17 protein-coding genes and 1 other annotated feature are annotated in these 18,002 nt (G+C 55.0%); of the genes, 13 read left to right on the forward strand and 4 right to left on the reverse strand.

Annotated elements, in window-relative coordinates; all coding sequences use genetic code 11:
- Nucleotides 1–18: 18 nt before the first annotated feature.
- Complete coding sequence (uxuA, locus tag IV04_RS01995; RefSeq protein ID WP_037394040.1) at nucleotides 19–1,209, reverse strand: mannonate dehydratase; 1,191 nt, start codon at nucleotides 1,207–1,209, stop codon at nucleotides 19–21.
- Nucleotides 1,210–1,560: 351 nt separating this feature from the next.
- Between uxuA and IV04_RS02000 the strand changes: the two genes are divergently transcribed.
- The 3 genes from IV04_RS02000 (at nucleotide 1,561) to rimO (ending at nucleotide 6,112) form a co-directional block, all read left to right on the forward strand.
- Complete coding sequence (locus IV04_RS02000; RefSeq protein ID WP_037394043.1) at nucleotides 1,561–3,042, forward strand: mannitol dehydrogenase family protein; 1,482 nt, start codon at nucleotides 1,561–1,563, stop codon at nucleotides 3,040–3,042.
- Nucleotides 3,043–3,727: 685 nt separating this feature from the next.
- A complete protein-coding gene (locus tag IV04_RS02005; protein ID WP_037394046.1) occupies nucleotides 3,728–4,702 on the forward strand; it encodes a GTP-binding protein in 975 nt (324 codons plus the stop codon).
- A gap of 102 nt (nucleotides 4,703–4,804) precedes the next feature.
- Nucleotides 4,805–6,112 carry a 30S ribosomal protein S12 methylthiotransferase RimO gene (gene rimO / locus IV04_RS02010; RefSeq protein WP_037394051.1) on the forward strand — a complete coding sequence of 436 codons (1,308 nt, stop codon included), beginning with the start codon at nucleotides 4,805–4,807 and terminating at the stop codon, nucleotides 6,110–6,112.
- A 52-nt stretch (nucleotides 6,113–6,164) separates the two neighbouring features.
- On the opposite strand, the gene IV04_RS02015 is transcribed toward rimO, so the two are convergent.
- Both IV04_RS02015 and speB read right to left on the reverse strand, forming a co-directional pair.
- Nucleotides 6,165–7,541 carry a sodium:solute symporter gene (locus IV04_RS02015; protein ID WP_037394054.1) on the reverse strand — a complete coding sequence of 459 codons (1,377 nt, stop codon included), beginning with the start codon at nucleotides 7,539–7,541 and terminating at the stop codon, nucleotides 6,165–6,167.
- A gap of 34 nt (nucleotides 7,542–7,575) precedes the next feature.
- Nucleotides 7,576–8,514: an agmatinase gene (speB, locus tag IV04_RS02020; protein ID WP_037394057.1), complete on the reverse strand. Its 939-nt coding sequence runs from the start codon at nucleotides 8,512–8,514 to the stop codon at nucleotides 7,576–7,578.
- A gap of 251 nt (nucleotides 8,515–8,765) precedes the next feature.
- Between speB and IV04_RS02025 the strand changes: the two genes are divergently transcribed.
- A complete protein-coding gene (locus IV04_RS02025; RefSeq protein WP_037394060.1) occupies nucleotides 8,766–9,659 on the forward strand; it encodes a LysR family transcriptional regulator in 894 nt (297 codons plus the stop codon).
- Between the two features lie 13 nt (nucleotides 9,660–9,672).
- On the opposite strand, the gene IV04_RS02030 is transcribed toward IV04_RS02025, so the two are convergent.
- Nucleotides 9,673–10,497 carry an SDR family oxidoreductase gene (locus IV04_RS02030; RefSeq protein WP_037394064.1) on the reverse strand — a complete coding sequence of 275 codons (825 nt, stop codon included), beginning with the start codon at nucleotides 10,495–10,497 and terminating at the stop codon, nucleotides 9,673–9,675.
- A gap of 191 nt (nucleotides 10,498–10,688) precedes the next feature.
- On the opposite strand from IV04_RS02030, the gene hisL reads away from it, so the two are divergent.
- The 9 genes from hisL (at nucleotide 10,689) to hisIE (ending at nucleotide 17,963) form a co-directional block, all read left to right on the forward strand.
- On the forward strand, nucleotides 10,689–10,736 hold the full coding sequence (hisL, locus tag IV04_RS25970) for a his operon leader peptide (RefSeq protein WP_100396937.1): 48 nt from the start codon (nucleotides 10,689–10,691) through the stop codon (nucleotides 10,734–10,736).
- Nucleotides 10,712–10,845: a sequence feature (His leader region), on the forward strand. It overlaps the preceding gene by 25 nt.
- Before the next feature lie 70 nt (nucleotides 10,846–10,915).
- Nucleotides 10,916–11,815 (forward strand): ATP phosphoribosyltransferase, encoded by a 900-nt coding sequence (gene hisG, locus IV04_RS02035; protein ID WP_037394068.1) that lies wholly within the window; start codon nucleotides 10,916–10,918, stop codon nucleotides 11,813–11,815.
- A 4-nt stretch (nucleotides 11,816–11,819) separates the two neighbouring features.
- Nucleotides 11,820–13,127 carry a histidinol dehydrogenase gene (gene hisD, locus IV04_RS02040; protein ID WP_037394073.1) on the forward strand — a complete coding sequence of 436 codons (1,308 nt, stop codon included), beginning with the start codon at nucleotides 11,820–11,822 and terminating at the stop codon, nucleotides 13,125–13,127.
- Nucleotides 13,124–14,200 carry a histidinol-phosphate transaminase gene (gene hisC / locus IV04_RS02045; protein WP_037394076.1) on the forward strand — a complete coding sequence of 359 codons (1,077 nt, stop codon included), beginning with the start codon at nucleotides 13,124–13,126 and terminating at the stop codon, nucleotides 14,198–14,200. The genes hisD and hisC overlap by 4 nt, the downstream gene beginning before the upstream one ends.
- A complete protein-coding gene (gene hisB, locus IV04_RS02050; protein ID WP_037394079.1) occupies nucleotides 14,197–15,264 on the forward strand; it encodes a bifunctional histidinol-phosphatase/imidazoleglycerol-phosphate dehydratase HisB in 1,068 nt (355 codons plus the stop codon). Before hisC ends, hisB begins: the two co-directional genes overlap by 4 nt.
- Complete coding sequence (gene hisH / locus IV04_RS02055; RefSeq protein WP_037394083.1) at nucleotides 15,264–15,854, forward strand: imidazole glycerol phosphate synthase subunit HisH; 591 nt, start codon at nucleotides 15,264–15,266, stop codon at nucleotides 15,852–15,854. Before hisB ends, hisH begins: the two co-directional genes overlap by 1 nt.
- A gap of 5 nt (nucleotides 15,855–15,859) precedes the next feature.
- Complete coding sequence (gene hisA, locus IV04_RS02060) at nucleotides 15,860–16,597, forward strand: 1-(5-phosphoribosyl)-5-[(5-phosphoribosylamino)methylideneamino]imidazole-4-carboxamide isomerase (protein ID WP_037394086.1); 738 nt, start codon at nucleotides 15,860–15,862, stop codon at nucleotides 16,595–16,597.
- A complete protein-coding gene (gene hisF / locus IV04_RS02065) occupies nucleotides 16,579–17,355 on the forward strand; it encodes an imidazole glycerol phosphate synthase subunit HisF (protein WP_037394090.1) in 777 nt (258 codons plus the stop codon). The genes hisA and hisF overlap by 19 nt, the downstream gene beginning before the upstream one ends.
- Nucleotides 17,349–17,963 carry a bifunctional phosphoribosyl-AMP cyclohydrolase/phosphoribosyl-ATP diphosphatase HisIE gene (gene hisIE / locus IV04_RS02070; protein WP_037394094.1) on the forward strand — a complete coding sequence of 205 codons (615 nt, stop codon included), beginning with the start codon at nucleotides 17,349–17,351 and terminating at the stop codon, nucleotides 17,961–17,963. Before hisF ends, hisIE begins: the two co-directional genes overlap by 7 nt.
- Nucleotides 17,964–18,002 lie beyond the last annotated feature (39 nt).

The raw sequence follows: 18,002 nt of genomic DNA on the forward strand, positions 1-18,002 counted from the left end.
CGCCCTGCCTTCACAACCTTACAAGAGTTCTGGGAAGAAACGCCGCTTCAGCGCCAGCTCCACGCCACGGATTTCCGCTAACCCCTTCAAACGACCAATCGCCGAATAGCCCGGGTTGGTTTTCTTTTTCAGATCGTCCAGCATCTGGTGACCATGATCGGGCCGCATCGGGATTGGCCGACGATCGCCAGCCTGCAAGCGGCGCTGCTCTTCGGCCAGAATGGCCTCGATCACTGACACCATATCCACATCCCCTTGCAGATGCGCACCTTCATGGAAGGTTTTCGGGTTCTGTTCGCGGCAGGTGGCACGCAGATGGGTAAAGTGAATACGATCGCCGAAGGTTTCAATCATCCGCACCAGATCGTTATCCGCACGCACGCCGTAGGAGCCAGTGCACATGGTGAAACCATTGTGAATGCTGTCAACGGTCTCTTTCAGCCACTGCATGTCTTCAATGGTGGAAACAATGCGCGGCAGACCGAGGATTGGGCGTGGCGGATCGTCTGGATGCACCGCTAGGCGTATACCCACTTCTTCTGCCACCGGCACAATCGCACGCAAAAACAGCGCCATGTTCTCACGCAGTTGGGCTTTATCGATATGATCATATTCGGCCAAGCGCGCGCGGAACTGTTCAAGCGTATAGCCCTCTTCCGCCCCCGGCAAACCTGCGATAATGTTACTGGTCAGCTTGGCAATCTCTGCCACACTCATCGCGTTGAAGTAAGCCTGCGCCTCGGTTTTTTCTTCAGCGGTATAGTCTTTTTCAGCCCCCGAACGCTGCAGGATATGCAGATCAAAAGCGGCAAAAGCAATTTGATCAAAACGCAGTGCTTTGGAACCATCCGGCAATAAATACTCCAGATCGGTGCGCGTCCAGTCGAGGATCGGCATAAAGTTGTAGCACACGGTATCAATGCCACAGGCCGCCAGATTACGCAGTGACTGCTGATAATTGGCGATATGACGCTGATAGTTGCCGCTGTGGGTTTTGATCTCCTCGTGTACCGGGATGCTTTCCACTACCGACCACACCAATCCTTTCTCCGCCAGCAAAGCCTGACGCGCTTTTATTTCCTCAACCGGCCACACTTCGCCGTTAGGAATATGATGCAACGCCGTGACCACACCCGTAGCCCCGGCCTGACGTACATCATCCAGCGAAACCGGATCGTTTGGCCCGTACCAACGCCATGTTTGTTCCATAGATTTATCCTTGTAAGAGTCGCTGAGTTATCTGCAATTTTGCCCCCGTAGTGAAGCCAATCGCAAAATCAGATCAATCTTGTTATACCACATTGAGATAGATATCATTTATCTTTAACCTTACTCTTTAGCCACATGCTGTCAAAGTAGAAACCTTGGTGGGTTGATCCAACTCACGCTTCTGGCTTATTTTGGCACAAGTCATTTTATTCACCCCGCTATCGCCCTAGAGTAGCGGCAGATGATAACACGTAGAAACCGGCGCATCGGCGACAGACTGCGCACGGCAAACTGGTCTGATAACTTTGTGCAAGCTACCGGCCAGGACTTTCTCTTGCAATGGAGCCATTCATGAAGACTATCGCCAACTCATCGCTGCCTGCCGAAGTGCAACAACCGCAGTACGATCGCCGCCTGCTGCGTAGCCGTATTGTGCATTTGGGCTTCGGGGCCTTTCATCGTGCTCATCAGGCGCTGCTGACGGATCGTGTGCTCAATCGCCAAGGTGGTGACTGGGGGATCTGTGAAATCAGCCTGTTCGGCGGCGATAAGCTGTTTCAAACCCTGCGTGCTCAGGAGCATCTTTACACTGTGCTGGAGAAAGGAGCGGCGGGTAATCAGGCGATCGTTATCGGTGCTGTTCACGAGAGTGTGCACCGTAAACTGGAAGGCATTGATGCCGTTTTGGAAAAGCTGGCCGAACCGCAGGTGGCGATCGTTTCAATGACTATTACGGAAAAGGGTTACTGTATCGAACCTGGCAGCGGTCAGTTAGACCTGCAGCACGATGGCATCAGGGCCGATCTGGCCGATCCAGCCCACCCCATCACGGTGCCGGGGATTCTGGTTGAAGCGCTGTATCGGCGGCGACAGCGTAATCTGCCTGCTTTTAGCGTTCTCTCTTGCGACAATATTCCAGAAAACGGCCACGTGGTGCGCAATGCAGTTATCGGTTTGGCACAGGCCCGCGATCGGCAACTGGCAGAATGGATCACCAACCACGTCACTTTCCCCAGCACCATGGTCGATCGTATCGTTCCCGCCAGCACGCCGGAAACGCTGGGTGAAATTGCCACCGCATTGGGCGGGGTGCGCGATGAATGCGCCATCGCCTGCGAGCCTTTTATCCAATGGGTAGTCGAGGATAACTTCGTGGCTGGCCGCCCAGAGTGGGAAGCCGCAGGCGTGCAACTGGTGGATGACGTCTTGCCGTTCGAGCAGATGAAATTGCGCATGCTGAACGGTAGCCACTCGTTTCTGGCTTATCTCGGCTATCTGGGGGGGTATCAGCACATCAATGACTGCATGGCGGACGAATATTACCGCCGCGCCGCTTACCACCTGATGCTGCACGAACAGGCCCCGACACTGCAAGTGAGCGGTATTGATCTGGCCGCCTATGCCGATCGGCTGATCGCACGTTACAGCAACCCGGCGCTGCAACACCGCACCTGGCAGATCGCGATGGACGGCACGCAGAAGCTGCCACAGCGTATGCTGGATTCCATCCGCTGGCATCTGCAGCATGGCGGCAGCTATGCCGGGCTGGCTCTGGGAGTGGCGGGCTGGATGCGCTACGTTGGCGGTATTGACGATGCCGGGCAGCCGATTGATATCCGCGATCCGATGCTGGCAACGCTGCAGCAAGTGGTCAGTGGTTCACCGGACGGTGAACAGCGCGTTGCTGCGTTGCTGGCGATCAAAGGCGTTTTCGGCGAACAATTACCTGCAGATGAGAAGTTTGTTGCAACCGTAACGAAAGCTTATCTTTCATTGCGCGATCGCGGTGCGCGTCAGACGGTGAAGGAATGGATTACGGCTCAAGTTTCCTGATTTTTAGGAGGTCATGCCGGGCAAAAGCCCGGCATGACACAAGCGACTTAACGATATGCCACAGTCATAATCGCAAGTTTCTGTTGCTCGTCCACCCACCGGATTGCTGTAGTACCTAAATTCAGTGGGAGCTCTTTACCACTAGCATTAAGACTTGCCAGAGCTTGCGTGCCTGTGTAGTTTTGCCCATTGCGGAAGCATTGGGTTTGTGCTGATGAGTTGACAACGTTAACGAGACAAGGGCCTTCAACGATCGAACCTACAAATCTGATGACCCCACCAGAAGTACCAGGGGTACTCGCATAACCTGCTGCCATCCATGAAAGTAATGCTCCAGCGATCAAAAATAACCGTAAGCTATTCATGGCAACCTCACTTTTTGTTAAGTCACTTTAAAGCATAGAGGTATTTTTTAGGAATAATCACAAGGTTACCGCGTGTTTTTGGCAGCTATTCGAGGTATTAGCGGCTTAATAACGCTTAATTGTGACAACGCCACTTTCTATAATTCCACGTTTTTTAATGAGATTTTTCTTAACCAAGAAGAGCTTTAATGGCTTAAAAAACGCATAAATCCAGATATAAAATTTGTGACGCCACACAGATAAAATTTTCAAATGGCATGCAATATGCATAAACTAAAAATTATTGTTTAAGTAAAATTATCAAAATCAGGAATGAGAAAATGACCAAAACCAACCTGATCACCGGTTTCCTGGGCAGCGGTAAAACCACCACGATTCGTCATCTACTCGCCAGCAAACCGCAAAACCAGCGTTGGGCCGTTCTGGTCAACGAGTTTGGTGAAATTGGCATTGATGGCGCTCTGCTGGCAAACAGTGGTGCAGTGCTTAAGGAGATCCCAGGGGGGTGTATGTGCTGCGTCAACGGCCTGCCCATGCAGGTCGGGCTGAATATGTTACTACAACAGGAAAAACCTGACCGGCTCCTGATCGAACCCACTGGCCTTGGGCACCCCAAGCAAATTCTGGAGTTGCTGACGCAGGAAACCTACGCAGGCTGGATCGATCTATTGGCCACGGTTTGCCTGCTGGATGCCCGCCAACTCAGCCAACCCCAGTATCGCGACAATGAAAACTTCCGCGATCAGTTGGCGGCAGCAGATATTATCCTCGCCAATAAAATGGATACCTGGCAGCCACAGGATAACTTGGCCCTGGAAGCCTGGCAGGCGCAATACGGCCTGCAACGGCCAGTTCACCACATCGAACAAGGGCGTATGGACGTTGCACTCCTTGATCTGCCGCGAACTAATCACACTGAACTGCCTGATGCGCATCATCATCACGCACAGGCCAAAACACAGGGGTTGGCGGCCTTGCGCCTGCCAGAGAATGCACGCTGGCGTCGAGCGCTGAATCAGGGCCAGGACTATACCAGCTGTGGTTGGATTTTTGATGGCGAAACCCTGTTCGACACCGTCGGTATGATGGAATGGATCAGGTTGGCACCGGTTGAACGGGCTAAAGCGGTAGTGCGCATTCCCGAAGGGAGCTTGCTGATTAACCGCCAAGGGCAAGATCTGAATATCGAAACACGCCCAGTAGCTCCACTGGACAGCCGCATTGAACTGATCCACAGCAGCGAAGCCGACTGGAATGCCTTGCAGACAGCCTTATTCAAAATTCGTTTAGGTTAAAGCAGGTTACTTTTCCTGGCGACTTGTGAACCAGCCGCCTACATGCAACACGAATTATTTAGAGTATACTCTGCGGATTCTGAATAACACATTGTACAAAAAATGGCTAAGATTGGATTTTTATCGTTAGGCTGCCCGAAGAACCTGGTCGATTCTGAACGGATCCTGACTGAACTGCGTAATGAAGGCTATCAGGTAGTACCACGTTATGACGACGCTGAACTGGTGATCGTCAACACCTGCGGCTTTATCGACAGCGCAGTACAAGAATCACTGGAAGCAATCGGTGAAGCACTAAACGAAAACGGCAAGGTGATAGTAACCGGTTGTCTGGGTGCAAAAGAAAACCAGATCCGTGAAGTACACCCGAAGGTGCTGGAAATTACCGGGCCGCACAGCTACGAGCAGGTGTTGAACCATGTTCACCATTATGTGCCAAAGCCGGAACATAACCCGTTTACCAGCCTGATCCCAGCACAGGGCGTCAAGCTGACGCCGAAACACTACGCTTACCTGAAGATTTCTGAAGGTTGTAACCACCGCTGTACTTTCTGCATCATCCCGTCAATGCGTGGCGATCTCGACAGCCGCCCGATCGGTTCAGTGCTGGATGAAGCCAAGCGCTTGGTGGAATCCGGGGTCAAAGAGCTGCTGGTGATCTCGCAGGATACGTCGGCTTACGGCGTTGACGTCAAACACCGTACCGGCTTCTGGAATGGCCAACCGGTGAAAACCAGCATGGTCAGCCTGTGCGAGCAACTCTCCAGCCTGGGTGCTTGGGTGCGCTTACACTACGTTTATCCTTATCCGCATGTGGACGATGTGATCCCACTGATGGCCGAAGGTAAGATCCTGCCGTATCTGGATATTCCACTCCAGCACGCCAGCCCGAAAATCCTCAAGCTGATGAAACGCCCTGGCGCAGTAGAACGCACGCTGGAGCGCATCAAACGCTGGCGGGAAATCTGCCCGGATCTGACGCTGCGTTCCACTTTCATCGTTGGTTTCCCAGGCGAAACCGAAGAAGACTTCCAGATGCTGCTCAACTTCCTGCAGGAAGCCAAGCTGGATCGCGTTGGTTGCTTCAAATACAGCCCGGTAGAAGGGGCTGCCGCCAACGAATTGGCGGATCAGGTACCAGAAGAGGTGAAAGAAGAACGTTATCACCGCTTTATGCAACTGCAGCAACAGATCTCTGCCCAGCGTTTGCAGGACAAGATTGGCCGCGAATTGCTGGTGCTGATCGACGAAGTGGACGAAGAAGGCGCAATTGGCCGCAGCATGGCCGATGCACCAGAGATCGACGGTGCGGTCTACCTGAACGGTGAAACCGGGGTGAAAGTGGGTGAGATCGTCAAAGTGAAGATCGAAAACGCCGACGAATATGACCTCTGGGGTTCACGGGTTTAATTGAGCCCATGACGGGAGAGCTGATGCTTTCCCGTCACCGCCACCAAGCCAGTTAAGCGGTTGCGACCATCCGTTGCTCAGGCGTGAGTAAACTGCCAACGATAAAAGCCAGCGCCCCTACCAGTAAACCGCTGTAGATCGGGCTGTTAGCCTGGATCCCGTGATAAAACATAAAACCCAACACGCACAAACTGCCCATCACCATGCTGGCTATCGCCCCCGTGCTGGTGGCTCGCTGCCAAAAAATCGCCCCTACCAACGGGATCAGCATCCCACCCACCAGCAGATTGTAAGCCAGCGTTAAAGCCGACAGCACGTCCCGCACCAGGAATGCCAGCCCCAGCATGATCGCCCCCATCACCAGCGTGGTTAAACGCCCGGCGGCCAAACCGCCCGATGGCCGCCGACGGATGGCAGGCAGCACATCCTCCAAAGCAATGGTTGAAGAGGCCAACAGACAGGCGCTAGCCGTTGACATCAGCGCCGCCAGTGCCGCTGCGGCCACCAATCCGCTGACCCCTGCGGGTAACACCGCCTGAGCGATGGCGGCAAATGCACCGTCGCTGCTTTCCAGCAACGGCAGCACAATTTTGCCCGCCATGCCGATCATCGCGCCGGTAACACCGTAAAGCACACAATAGATACCCGCCCCCAAACCGGCGTAACGCGCCACCGGCACGCTGCGTGCGGTGAATACCCGCTGCCAGATATCCTGCCCAATCAGGATGCCAAAGAAGTAAATCAGGAAGAACAGAATGATGGTATCGAAACCAATCGAGGAGAGTTGGTAGTAACTCGCCGGTAATTGGTGGGTAAAGATCGCCCAACCGCCCGCTTTGACAATGCTCATCGGCATCAACACCAGCATCATCCCTACCGTCATAATGATAAACTGGATGATGTCCGTCAGCGTCAGCGACCACATGCCCCCCAACGTTGAATAGAGCACCACCATCCCACCGCCAATCAGTATGGAAGTGGCAAACGGCAGCGCAAACATCACCTGCATTACGCTGCCGATGGCAATAATCGAAGTCACCGCCACCATCAGATCGTAAGCCAGCATGATGACACCACTGGTCACCCTGGCCGCCGGATGATAACGCTGTGCCAATACCTGGCTCACGGTATAGAGCTTTAACTTGAGCAAGGGTTTGGCCAGCACGGTACTCAACACCACAATGCCCATACCCAGCGCGAAACATAGCCACAGCCCGGATATGCCATAGGTATAACCCAATTTCACGCTGCCAATCGTTGAAGCCCCGCCGAGCACCACCGCTGACAACGTGCCTAAATACAACCCCGGCCCCAGATTACGGCCAGCAACCAGATAATTCTCCTTGGTAGTGGCCTTATGGACACCGAGCCAGCCTACTGCACCGATCACCAGGAAATACAGCACGACGACAAACAGATCGAGTTGCATAGAACACCTCCTATCATGTTGTTATTGCTACCGGTCAAGCCCGCTTACCCGGCAGCACACACAGCATTTCGAACAGCAGATTGGCCGCCAACAAGGCGGTATTGCCGGTACTGTCATAAGCCGGGGAAACCTCTACCAGATCCGCACCCACCAGGTTTAGCCCCTGGCACCCCCTGACGATCTCCAGCCCTTGCCAGACGGATAAGCCCCCCACTTCCGGGGTACCGGTGCCAGGGGCGAACGCCGGATCCAGCCCATCAATATCAAAGCTGAGATACACTGCACCTGCCCCCATTTGCTCACGCACTTCCGCCATCAGCGGAGCAAGCGAGCGATACCAGCAGGCTTCTGCCGGTACCACGCGAAACCCTTGTTGCCTCGACCAGTCAAAATCCTGCGCGGCATAACCACTACCGCGCAGGCCAATCTGCACCACCCGCTGCGGGGCCAAAAGACCTTCTTCATGAGCCCGACGGAAGGTTGTTCCGTGCGCCAGTTGTTCACCGAACATGTCGTCGTTGGTATCAGAATGGGCATCAATGTGAATCAGCCCGACCGGGCCATGCTGGCGGGCAACCGCACGCAGAATCGGCAGCGTCAAGGTATGATCGCCCCCGAGCGTGAGCGGGATACAGCCATGGCGCAGGATCGGGTCATACGCCAACTCAATACGCTGAACGCTGTCGGCCAGGTTATAGGGGTTGGTGGCAATATCGCCCAAGTCGGCAACCTGCAATCGCTCAAACGGTGCCGCGCCAGTTCCCATGTTGTAAGGGCGGAGCATCACCGACTCCTGGCGGATTTGCCGTGGCCCAAAACGCGTGCCGCTGCGATTGGAGGTGCCGATATCCAGCGGGATCCCCACGAAGGCGGCATCTAACCCCTGCGCACTCTCGGCAGCGGGTAAACGCATCATGGTCGGCAAGCCAGCAAAACGCGGCATTTGATTACCGCTTTGAGGTTGATTCAGCATAGATTTTCCTTGTCAGACGAATATTTTATTTCAACATTTTCATAACAATTACAGCCTATGCCCTAACCAACCCGCGTTACTATTCCTGGTTTTAAATGTAAACATTGAAAAAACCAATGTGTCATAACGTATTGACCTGTTGAATTTTATTTCATTCACAGACATAAAAGAGGGAGGATTCGCCAAGCGCTAGCGCCTATATCAGACATGTTGTCACAACGTTAAATAGTGATAATTCAGGGAGAGCGAAGATGATCACCAATCTCAGCGATGTCGATTTCAAACTGCTGCGGGTCTTTGTGGCAGTCGCGGAGGCTCAGGGAGTCAGCGCGGCGCAGGATGCTCTGATGATGAATCAATCCACCATCAGCACCCACTTGGGCACGCTGGAAACCCGGTTGGGGTTCAGGTTGTGCCAGCGTGGCCGCTCCGGCTTTCAGTTGACGCCTAAAGGGGAAAGAATGCTGAGCGCCTGCCGCACGCTGTTTAATGCAACGCGCGACTTTACGCGGGTCAGCCAGTCACTCAATGGCATGCTGAGCGGCGATCTGATAATCGGCCTGGTGGATAATCTGGTCTCTTTGCCGGGGATCCCTTTCAGCCAGGCCATCAGGCAATTTCGCCGCCGCCGTCAGGACGTGCAGTTTCAATGCCGTATCTGTTCACCTGCTGAAATTGAGCAGGGATTACTGAATCAGCAGTTGGATTTGGGGATTGGCTATTTCGGCCAACAATTGAACGAACTGGTTTATCACCCTTGGTGCCAAGAATCGCAGGCGATTTACTGCAGCAGCGAACATCCGCTATTTGCCGTTGAAACCCCAAGCCGTGAACAAATCGAAAATGCCCGCTGGGTAAAACGCGGTTACTTACTGGCACAACAGCTTTGCCCTGTGGCACCGCTGGAGTTGGGTGCCATGGCTTACCATATGGAAAGCGTGGCCCATCTGATCCTCAGCGGCGAATACCTGGGCTATCTGCCGACCCATTTTGCCAGCCGTTGGGTCGAACAGGGATTAATGAAGCAGTTAGGAGGGCAACCACTGACCTATCAGGCGCAGTTAAGCCTGGTTATCCGCCCCGGCCAGCCGAAAAAGCCGCTGGCGGCGCTGTTAGCCGATCTGACCAACAGCGTGCCACGTTAGAGAAAAAGTCGATTCAACTGATCGGCATCCGTACCGGATCGGGATATTGATATTCAAACCCCAGTTCTTTGCAGATCCGGCTGCCATCTACCAGCCGCCCTGCCTGTTCCGGTTCTTCGGCAAACTGCGGGGGTTGCAACTGCAACTGCGCCGCCAGTGCCGGATAGAATTCACGCTTGGTGGGATGACCTGGTGCACACAGGTTATAAACGCGCCCCCCAGTTGGCAATTGCAGCAGCAGTTGGATAGCGGCGATCACGTCATCCTGGTGGACCAGATTGACCCCGTGTGAACCGCCCTTAACGTCAACCTTGCCAGCCAGAAAACGGCCTGGATGACGATCGGCCCCCACCAGCCCAGCCAGGCGCAGAATATCTACCGAGGTGTTTGGCAATTCATGCAACCAGCGCTCCAGCTCTGCCAGCACTTTCCCTGACGGAGTCACCGGTTGCAGCGGCGAATCTTCCTCTACTGTGCCCGTAGTATCGCCATACACCGATGTCGAACTGGTAAAAATAATATGCGGCACGCCGAAGGCTATCGCGCTATCCACCAGCATCCGCACAGCACGAAAGTAACCTTCACTGCCCTCTACGGTACGCCGGGCTGGTAGCGTGACCACCAACGCGTCGGCGTACAGCAGTTGTTCCAGATCATGCGCCTCACAAATCAGTTCAGGCGTCAGTTCAAGCTGATAACATTCAATACCGCTCATCCGTGCGGCTTCTACGCCGTCTGGCGTGGTTTTACTGCCAACCACTTCAAACCCACGGCTCATCAACGATAACGCCAATGGCATGCCCAACCAGCCCAGGCCAATGATGGCAACTTTTTTCATTAACTTCTTCTCCTGAAGATGGTAGCGCTCGGTGATTAATAGCTAATTTTAATAGGCCTAATGGGGTAATAATTCAACCTGTTTCAATGAATTAAATTTATAATGGCAAAAAACAGTTGCGCGAGGCCATACGGATAGTTTAGGTTAATCAGCAACTCAGCATTGGCTGATTTAATTTAAAGAGAAAACACATGACTCGCGTTCAGTTCAACCACCATCATCACCATCACCCTGACTAGTCTTTCGGGCGATGTGTGCTGGAAGACAGTTTGAATCTTCCAGTGGCGCGTAGAACCTGACAAACGCAAGAAAAAGCCCTCGGAAGATACCTTCCGAGGGCTTTTTTTTGGTTCCGGACAGACAGAAAGATAATTTTTTATAATAAATTCATTAAATTACAGATTAATCAGAGGTTACCATGCTGGATAAAACACGTTTACGGATAGCAATGCAGAAATCAGGCCGCCTGAGTGAAGATTCTCAGGAACTGCTGGCCCGCTGCGGGATCAAAATCAACCTGCAACAGCAACGCCTGATTGCCTTCGCCGAGAATATGCCGATTGATATCCTGCGCGTGCGTGATGACGATATCCCGGGGCTGGTGATGGACGGCGTGGTCGATCTGGGCATTATCGGTGAAAACGTGCTGGAAGAAGAGCTGCTCAACCGCCGGGCGCAAGGCGAAGATCCGCGTTACATCACGCTGCGCCGCCTGGATTTTGGCTCCTGCCGCCTGTCGCTGGCTACCGCGCTGGACAGCCAATATACCGGCCCGCAAAGCCTGCAAGACTCCCGCATCGCCACCTCTTACCCACACCTGCTGAAGCAATACCTCGACAAACAGGGCGTTCGTTTTAAATCCTGCCTGCTGAACGGTTCGGTCGAAGTGGCACCGCGTGCTGGTTTGGCCGATGCCATCTGCGATCTGGTTTCCACCGGCGCAACGCTCGAGGCCAACGGCCTGCGCGAAGTCGAGGTGATCTACCGCTCCAAAGCCTGCCTGATCCAGCGCGACGGTGAAATGCCAGCGGCTAAGCAGCAGTTAATCGACCGCCTGATGACCCGTATTCAGGGGGTGATTCAGGCGCGTGAATCCAAATACATCATGCTGCACGCGCCAAGCGAGCGCCTGGAAGAGATTATCGCCCTGCTGCCGGGTGCCGAACGCCCAACCATCCTGCCGTTAGCCGGTGCGCAAAACCGCGTTGCGATGCACATGGTGAGCAGCGAAACCCTGTTCTGGGAAACCATGGAAAAGCTGAAAGCCCTGGGTGCCAGTTCTATTCTGGTGCTGCCGATTGAGAAGATGATGGAGTAACGCCATGTCGAACTTCAATACCGTCGTCAACTGGGCTACATGCAGCACGCAGCAACGTGCAGAACTGCTGATGCGCCCGGCGATCTCCGCATCAGACAGCATTACCCGCACGGTGCGTGAGATCCTCGACAACGTGAAGGCCAACGGTGACAGCGCGCTACGTGAATACAGCGCCAAGTTTGATAAAACCGCAGTGAGCGCGTTGCGTGTTACCGCCGAACAGATCGAACACGCCAGCGCCCGCTTGGGGGACGAAATCAAACAGGCGATGGCGATCGCCGTCACCAACGTGGAAACCTTCCACAATGCACAAAAACTGCCGCCGGTAGATATTGAAACCCAGCCTGGCGTGCGCTGCCAGCAGGTAACCCGCCCGATCGACTCGGTCGGCCTGTACATTCCCGGCGGTTCCGCACCGCTATTTTCTACGGTATTGATGCTGGCGACTCCGGCACGTATCGCCGGTTGCCGCCGCGTGGTGTTGTGCTCACCACCACCGATTGCCGATGAAATCCTCTATGCCGCCAAGCTGTGCGGCGTACAGGAAGTGTTTCAGGTCGGCGGAGCGCAGGCCATTGCTGCCATGGCGTTCGGCACCGATTCCGTGCCACAAGTGGATAAAATATTCGGGCCAGGCAACGCCTTTGTCACCGAAGCCAAGCGCCAGATCAGCCAGCGTTTGGACGGTGCGGCAATTGATATGCCCGCAGGCCCTTCCGAAGTGCTGGTGATTGCCGACAGCGGCGCGACCCCGGCGTTTGTCGCTTCCGATCTGTTGTCGCAAGCCGAGCACGGCCCTGATTCACAGGTGATCCTGCTGACGCCGGATGCTGCCATGGCGCAAGCAGTGGCACAAGCGGTTGAGCAGCAGTTGGCCGCCTTACCGCGCGCAGAAACCGCCCGCCAGGCGCTGGCCAGCAGCCGGTTGATCGTGGCACAGGATCTAGCCGAATGTATTGCCATCAGCAATCAGTACGGCCCGGAACATTTGATTATTCAAACCCGCAACGCGCGCGATCTGGTAGACAGCATTACCAGCGCCGGTTCGGTGTTCCTCGGTGACTGGTCACCGGAATCTGCCGGGGATTACGCTTCCGGCACCAACCATGTGTTGCCCACCTACGGCTATACCGCCACCTGTTCCAGCCTGGGGTTAGCGGACTTCCAAAAGCGCATGACGGTGCAGGAACTGACACCGCAGGGCTTTATGAATCTGGCTGCCACTATTGAAACGCTGGCGGCAGCCGAGCAGTTGATCGCCCACAAAAACGCCGTGACCTTACGCGTCGCCGCCTTGAAGGAGCAAGCATGAGCATTGAACAATTAGCACGTAAAAACGTGCGCGAGCTGACGCCTTATCAGTCGGCACGCCGTTTGGGCGGCAACGGTGACGTCTGGCTGAACGCCAACGAATACCCGGTCGCACCAGAGTTCCAGCTGACCGCACAAACTTTCAACCGCTACCCGGAATGCCAGCCGGCACTGGTGATCGAACGCTACGCCGCTTACGCCGGGGTGAATCAGGATCAGGTACTGGTTAGCCGTGGCGCTGATGAAGGTATCGAACTGCTGATCCGCGCCTTCTGCGAGCCGGGCAAAGACGCCATTCTGTTCTGCCCACCAACCTACGGCATGTACGCCGTCAGCGCCGAGACTTTCGGTGTCGAACGCCGCACTGTGGCCGCCAAAGCCGACTGGCAGCTCGATCTGCCCGCCATTGCTGCCAGCCTGGATAACGTCAAGCTGATCTACGCCTGCAGCCCGAACAACCCGACGGGTAACCTGCTGGATCCGAACGACCTGCGTGCACTGCTGGAGATGGCTGCTGGCAAAGCGATCGTCGCCATTGACGAAGCCTATATCGAATTCTGCCCACAGGCTTCAGTGGCTGGCTGGCTAAGCGATTATCCTAACCTGGTGATTCTTCGCACGCTGTCAAAAGCCTTCGCACTGGCTGGCCTGCGCTGCGGTTTCACCCTGGCTAATGCCGACGTCATCGCCCTGCTGCTGAAAGTGATCGCGCCCTACCCGCTCTCTACTCCGGTAGCCGATATCGCCGCACAGGCCTTGAGCACCGAAGGGTTGCGCCAGATGCGTCAGCGGGTGGCAGAAATCAGCGCCAACCGCAGTTGGCTGCAACAGGCGCTGCAAGAGTGCGCCTGCGTCGAACAGGTATTCACCAGCGACAGCAACTACCTGCTGTTGCGCTGCACGGCTGCCAGTAATGTATTTAAAACGCTGTGGGATCAGGGCATTATCTTACGAGATCAACATAAACAGCCTGGTCTTGCCAACTGCGTGCGCATCACCATCGGCACGCGTGAAGAATGCCAGCGCGTCATTGACGCCCTCAAACCCCTGCTTGGCGCAAAGGAGCCTATGTGAGCCAGAAATTCCTCTTTATCGATCGCGACGGCACGCTGATTGCTGAACCCCCGGAAGATTTCCAGGTTGACCGTTTGGATAAGCTGGCGCTGGAGCCAGACGTAATCCCTTCCCTGTTGGCATTGCAACAGGCGGGCTTTACGCTGGTGATGATCACCAATCAGGACGGCCTCGGCACCGCCAGTTTCCCACAGGAAACCTTCGATCCGCCGCACAACCTGATGATGCAGATCCTCAGTTCGCAGGGCGTGAAGTTCGACGATATCCTGATTTGCCCGCACAAACCGGAAGACAACTGCGAGTGCCGCAAGCCGAAAATTGCCATGGTGAAAGGTTACCTGCAGCCGGGCGTGATGGATATAGCCAACAGCTACGTGATCGGCGATCGCCAGACCGATGTCCAGTTGGCTAACAATATGGGCATTCAGGGGCTGTTGTACCAACGTGAAACCCTGGGCTGGAAAGCCATCACCCGCCAGTTGACCCAACGCGATCGTCATGGGCACGTTAACCGCGTCACTAAAGAGACGCAGATTGACGTGAACGTCTGGCTGGATCGCGAAGGCGGCAGCAAGATTAAGACCGGTGTTGGCTTCTTCGACCATATGCTGGATCAGATCGCTACCCACGGCGGCTTCCGCATGGATATTCAGGTGAATGGCGATCTGTACATCGACGATCACCACACGGTAGAAGACACCGCGCTGGCGCTGGGTGAAGCGCTGAACAAAGCGCTGGGCGACAAGCGCGGCATTGCACGCTTCGGCTTTGTGCTGCCAATGGATGAATGCCTGGCACGCTGTGCCATCGATCTCTCTGGCCGCCCTCACCTGGAATACCGCGCCGAGTTCAACTACCAGCGCGTGGGCGATCTCAGCACCGAGATGGTCGAGCACTTCTTCCGTTCGCTGTCTTACACCATGGCCTGCACCCTGCACCTGAAAACCAAGGGCAGAAACGATCATCATCGTGTCGAAAGCCTGTTCAAAGTGTTTGGCCGCACGCTGCGCCAGGCGATCCGCGTTGAGGGCAACACCCTGCCAAGTTCAAAAGGGGTACTGTGATGAACGTGGTGATTCTGGATACCGGTTGCGCCAACCTCTCTTCCGTTAACTACGCGGTACAGCGGTTGGGTTATCAACCTGAGGTCAGCCGCGATCCTGAGATCGTGCTGCGCGCTGATAAGCTGTTTCTACCGGGCGTCGGCACTGCGCAGGCGGCGATGGAGCAGTTGGTGCAGCGCGACCTGATCGCGCTGATCAAAGCCTGTACCCAGCCAGTGTTGGGTATTTGCCTCGGTATGCAATTGCTGGCAGCAAGCAGCGAAGAGAACGGTGGTATCAAAACGCTGGGGATTATCGATGCTCCAGTGAAACAGATGAACGATCTCGGCCTGCCGTTGCCGCACATGGGTTGGAATCAGGTGACATCTCAAGCAGGCAACCACCTGTTCCGTGGCATCGAGGACGGTGCTTACTTCTATTTTGTTCACAGTTATGCGATGCCGATATGCTCAAGCACCATCGCTCAGGCGAACTACGGCGAGGCGTTCACCGCCGCCGTACAAAAAGACAACTTCTTTGGCGTGCAGTTTCATCCCGAGCGGTCTGGCGCAGCTGGAGCTCAACTGTTGAAAAATTTTCTGGAGATGTAAGCAGCATGATTATTCCTGCTTTGGATTTGATCGACGGCAATGTAGTGCGCCTGCATCAGGGCGATTACGGCCAGCAGCGCGACTACGGCAACGATCCGCTGTTGCGCTTACAGGATTACCAGCGCCAGGGGGCGCAAGTGCTGCATCTGGTGGATCTGACTGGCGCTAAAGACCCGGCAGCCCGCCAGATCCCGCTGCTGCGCAAGCTGCTGGCTGGCGTCAACGTGCCGGTACAGGTCGGCGGCGGCATTCGCAATGAGCAAGATGTCGCCGCTTTATTGGAGGCTGGCGCAACACGCGTAGTGATTGGTTCCACCGCCGTGAAACAGCCGGAGATGGTGCAAGGTTGGTTTGAGCGCTACGGCGCTGACGCCATGGTGCTGGCGCTGGACGTGCGCATTGATGCCGCAGGCACCAAACGCGTGGCGATCAGCGGTTGGCAAGAAAACTCAGACGCTACGCTGGAGCAGGTCGTGGAACAATACCTGCCGTTCGGCCTGAAACACGTGCTGTGCACCGATATTTCACGTGACGGTACGTTGAAAGGTTCTAACGTGGCGTTGTATCAGGAAGTGTGCGAGCGCTATCCGCAGATCGCCTTCCAGGCTTCTGGCGGGATCGGCAATCTGGATGATATCGCCCAGTTGCGCGGCAGTGGTGTTGAAGGGGTGATCGTTGGGCGTGCCCTGCTGGAAGGTAAATTCAACGTCGAGGAGGCAATCGCATGCTGGCAAAACGGATAATCCCCTGCCTGGATGTTAAAGACGGGCAAGTGGTAAAAGGCGTGCAGTTCCGTAACCACGAAATCATTGGCGATATCGTGCCGCTGGCCCAACGCTATGCGCAGGAAGGGGCTGACGAACTGGTGTTTTATGATATTACCGCTTCCAGCGATGGCCGCGTGGTAGACAAAAGCTGGGTATCACGGGTGGCGGAAGTGATCGATATTCCGTTCTGCGTAGCCGGCGGCATTAAAAGCGCCGAAGACGCCAGCCAAATACTGTCGTTTGGTGCGGACAAGATCTCCATCAATTCACCGGCCTTGGCCGATCCAAGCCTGATCAGCCGCCTGGCAGATCGCTTTGGCGTGCAGTGCATTGTGGTCGGTATCGACACCTGGTATGAAGCCGCAACCGGCAAATATCACGTCAATCAATATACCGGCGACGAAAGCCGTACCCGGGTCACCGAATGGCAAACTCTCGATTGGGTGCAAGAAGTACAAAAACGCGGTGCTGGGGAGATCGTGCTTAACATGATGAACCAGGACGGCGTGCGCAATGGTTATGATTTGGAACAGTTGAAGAAAGTGCGTGAAGTGTGCAAAGTGCCGCTGATCGCCTCTGGCGGTGCGGGCACCATGGAGCACTTTCTGGCGGCCTTCTGCGATGCCAATGTCGACGGGGCGCTGGCCGCTTCGGTATTCCATAAGCAGATTATTAATATCGGCGAACTGAAAAAGTTCCTGGCGGAACGTGGCGTGGAGATGCGTTTGTGTTAACAGAACAACAAAGAAATCAGCTGGATTGGGTAAAAACCGACAACTTGCTGCCGGTGATCGTTCAACACGCCGTCTCCGGTGAAGTATTGATGCTGGGTTATATGAATCAGGAAGCGCTGGCGGTAACCGAGCAGAGCGGCAAAGTCACGTTCTTCTCGCGCACCAAACAGCGGCTGTGGACCAAAGGCGAAAGCTCTGGCCACTTCCTCAACGTGGTCAGCATGACGCCAGACTGCGATAACGATACCCTGCTGATCCTGGCAAACCCGATTGGCCCGACCTGCCATTTAGGCCACAATAGCTGCTTCCACCCGGCAACCAGCGATTGGGGATTCCTCTATCAGCTTGAACAATTGCTGGCCGAACGCAAAACCGCCAGCCCAGAAAGCTCGTATACCGCCAAGCTGTACGCCAGCGGCACCAAGCGTATCGCGCAGAAAGTCGGTGAGGAAGGAGTAGAAACCGCTCTGGCTGCCACGGTGAACGACCGTGAAGAGCTGACCAACGAGGCTTCGGACCTGATTTATCACCTGCTGGTGTTGCTGCAGGATCAGGATCTGGATTTGAGCAAGGTGATTGGCCGCTTACGGGAACGGCATCAGAAATAGTTTTTTCCTTGTAAGAGTCTATTTTCCGATAGGCTCTTA

The sequence above is a fragment of the Serratia sp. Ag1 genome, from assembly GCF_000743355.1.
In the GTDB taxonomy this organism is placed as follows: domain Bacteria; phylum Pseudomonadota; class Gammaproteobacteria; order Enterobacterales; family Enterobacteriaceae; genus Chania.